The organism is Micromonospora sp. NPDC049799 (assembly GCF_040656655.1).
Classification (GTDB): Bacteria; Actinomycetota; Actinomycetes; order Mycobacteriales; family Micromonosporaceae; genus Micromonospora.
This window is the reverse complement of record NZ_JBFAMU010000530.1, coordinates 1-3296: the sequence shown is the minus strand read 5'-3', so window position 1 is coordinate 3296 and position 3296 is coordinate 1. Positions and strand designations below refer to the sequence as shown.

At 74.1% G+C, this 3296-nt stretch carries 2 protein-coding genes and 1 pseudogene; 1 reads left to right on the top strand and 2 read right to left on the bottom strand.

Going from position 1 to position 3296, the window contains the following annotated elements; genetic code table 11:
• Both AB0I76_RS25785 and AB0I76_RS25780 read right to left on the bottom strand, forming a co-directional pair.
• Positions 1 to 778, bottom strand: a pseudogene (locus AB0I76_RS25785) (hypothetical protein); the annotation flags it as partial.
• Positions 779 to 856: 78 nt separating this feature from the next.
• Positions 857 to 1867, bottom strand: a complete 1011-nt coding sequence (locus AB0I76_RS25780; protein WP_357040466.1) for a hypothetical protein — start codon at positions 1865 to 1867, stop codon at positions 857 to 859.
• Positions 1868 to 1989: 122 nt separating this feature from the next.
• Between AB0I76_RS25780 and AB0I76_RS25775 the strand changes: the two genes are divergently transcribed.
• Complete coding sequence (locus AB0I76_RS25775; protein WP_357040463.1) at positions 1990 to 3279, top strand: adenylosuccinate synthase; 1290 nt, start codon at positions 1990 to 1992, stop codon at positions 3277 to 3279.
• Positions 3280 to 3296: the final 17 nt, after the last annotated feature.

The window sequence follows — 3296 nt, the reverse complement described above, 5'->3', positions numbered from 1 at the left end:
CCACCGGCAGCGCCCCGGCCTGCGACGTCGCCCAGGGCGGTGCCGGCTCGGCGGTGGCGGGACGCTGCGGCGGTTGGGCCCACGGCGACTCCGTCGGCACCCGGCCCCCGTGCGCCGCCGGACCGTCGACCGGGTCCCCCGGCGCGTCGGCGCCGGCCACCGGCTCTCCGGTCGCGGGATCGACCGTTGCGTGCGGGTCGGGGGTGCCCTCGCCGTCCGTCTGGTGCACCGGCACGGCCGTGGTGGCCTCGTGTACGGGCCCGGCCCCCGAGGCGGACGACCCGTCGGCGTGGCGGGGGCTGAGCGGGCCGCCGGCCTGCGGGCCCGGATGGTGGACGGCGGTCGGGTCGGCGCCCGACGCGGCCGGCTGGTCGAGGCTGAAGGGCATGTCGAGGTCGACCGGGGCGGTCGACCGGGGAGCCGGCACCGTGGGAGCTCCGTACGTCCCGGTGGCCGGTGGGAAACCGCTGCCGGCACCCCACTGGGGACCGGTCTGCGCCGGCGGGTGGCCCTGACCCGCCTCCGGCGTCGGCGACCAGCTTGTTCCGGCCGGCGGGCCGATCATCGCCCACCCGCCCGGTGCGGCCGCCCCGGTGCCGAGCGACGGGTAGTCGGCGGGGGACGGCGGTCGACCGGGCTGTGGTGGGACCGGCGGTGGTCCGGCCGTCGGCGCCCAGGGGTGCGCGCCGGCCTGCTCCGTCGGCCAGAGTGGTTCGATGTCCCGCTCGGGCACCGGCTGCTGGCCGGGCACGTGCGTCCGGTCGGCGTTCTCGTCCACCACGGATCCTCCCCAGTCCTCCTGCCGAGGATAGGCCCCCGGCCGAGCCGGGGTTCGACCCCGCGACAGGGCGCCGGCTCAGGCCGTCCAGACCGCCCAGGCGCCCGGCTCGGTCCACCATGACCGCTTGCGGCCCAGCTCGCCCTCCGCCCCGTCGTCCAGGAACGGCACCTTTCCCTCACGGGGCAGCACGGACACCGCGCGGCCCCGGGCCCGGCGCACCTCCAGGCGTACCCGCCGTCGGCCCCACCTCGAACGGGTCGTCACGGGGACGGCCACGGCGACCTCGACCAGCCCGTCCGTCGGGTCCGGCGTGCCGAGCAGCGCCACGTCGTCGAGGTGCGCGTACCCGCCGGCGTTGCCGATCGCGCACGCCACCAGGAGGTCGTGGCCGTCGGTGAGCACGGCGTCGTCCACCTCCACCCGGCCGCGCCAGTGCAGCGGCCGGCCGCTGTCGTCGGCCGCGCCGAGCAGCGCGCCGTCCAGGGTCACCGAGCCGCCGTCGTTGCGCAGCAGGTCGAGCCGCCGGGCCGTGCCGTCCAGCACGGCGGTGGCCACCGCCGCCGGGTCGCGCGGCAGGCCGAGCTGCGCGGCCAGGTCGCGCTGCGTGGTGGACCGGGCCGGATCCAGCGGGAGTACGCCGATCGCCGGCAGGTCCGGCACCGTCCGGTTGCCAGCCAGGTCGTCCGGGCGGCGGCTGGGCGACGGGGCGTACCGGCGGACGAGCCGGCGCACCACGGCGCGCAACTGGGCGTCACTGGCCGTGGCGACGACCAGGCGGGTCTTGGAGTCCGGATCCGGCCAGGTGAGGCCGTCGGGGCGCGGCGGACCGTCCAGCCGGGCCAGCACCTCGTCGATCTCCGCGTCCGAGCGGGCGGTCACCGTCTCGACCCGCGCGCCCCGGGCGGTGAGCGCGTCCGCGCAGGCCAGCACCGGCACGCGGGGGGTCTCGCAGCGGTCCTCCGTCTTCGCGCCGCTGGCGTCGCCGGCCCGGTCGTCGGCGCCTCCGCAGCAGGCACCGCCGCTGCCGCAGCCCCCACCGGGAGCGTCCCGCTCCGAGCCCAGGGTGAGCAGCACCACGTCGAACACGAGGGAGCCTCCTACTTCTCGCGTGACCGCTGCCGGCCCCGCCCTCACTACTTGTTAGCCTGACACCCCGGGCTCGCCGACCGGTCGCCACCTGGCACCCGAGCCTTCTGGAGGCGGAAAAGATGCCAGCGATCGTGCTCCTCGGCGCTCAGTGGGGCGACGAGGGCAAGGGCAAGGTTACCGACCTGCTGGGTGAGCGGGTCGACTACGTCGTGCGCTACTCGGGCGGGAACAACGCCGGCCACACGGTGATCACGCCGGACGGCCAGAAGTACGCGCTGCACCTGATGCCGTCGGGTGCCCTCTCGCCGAGCGCGATGATCGTCATCGGCAACGGCGTGGTCGTGGACCCGAAGGTGCTGCTCACCGAGATCGACGGTCTCGCAGAGCGGGGCGTGGACGTCTCCCGGCTGCGGATCTCGGGTGACGCGCACCTGATCATGCCGCACCACCGGGCGCTGGACCGGGTGGTCGAGCGCTACCTCGGCTCGTCTCGGATCGGCACCACCGGCCGGGGCATCGGCCCCGCGTACGGCGACAAGGTCGCCCGTATGGGCATCCGCCTGCAGGACCTGCTCGACCCGGGCATCCTGCGCAAGAAGCTGGAGCTCGCGCTGCGCGAGAAGAACCAGCTCCTGTTCAAGATCTACAACCGCAAGGCGATCGACGTCGACGCGACGATCGAGGAGTACCTGGCGTACGCGGAACGGCTCCGGCCGTACATCGCGGAGACGCGGGTCATGCTCTGGGACGCACTGGACCGCGGCGAGACCGTGCTGCTGGAGGGCGCCCAGGCCACCATGCTCGACATGGACCACGGGACGTATCCCTTCGTGACCTCGTCCAACCCGACCGCCGGTGGGGCGTGTGTGGGCGCGGGCATCCCGCCGACCGCCATCACCAAGGTCATCGCGGTGAGCAAGGCGTACACCACGCGGGTCGGCTCCGGGCCGTTCCCGACGGAGCTGTTCGACGACAACGGGCAGCACCTGCGCAAGATCGGTCACGAGTACGGCACCACCACCGGCCGGGAGCGGCGCTGCGGCTGGTTCGACGCCGTCGTCGCCCGGTACGCCTGCCGCCTCAACGGCGTCACCGATCTGGTGGTCACCAAGCTCGACGTGCTCACCGGCCTGGCGAAGGTGCCGATCTGCGTCGGGTACGAGATCAACGGCGAGCGGGTCGACGACATGCCGATGACGCAGACCGACTTCCACCACGCCACGCCGATCTACGAAGAGCTCGACGGCTGGTGGGAGGACATCTCCAAGGCGAGAACCGAGGACGATCTCCCGGAGAACGCAAGGCGCTACATAGCCCGCCTGGAAGAACTCTGCGGCACCCGAATCAGCATCGTAGGAGTAGGCCCAGGCCGCGAAGAAAACGTAATCCGCCACCCCCTCCTCCCCTAACCCCCACCCCCCCGCCC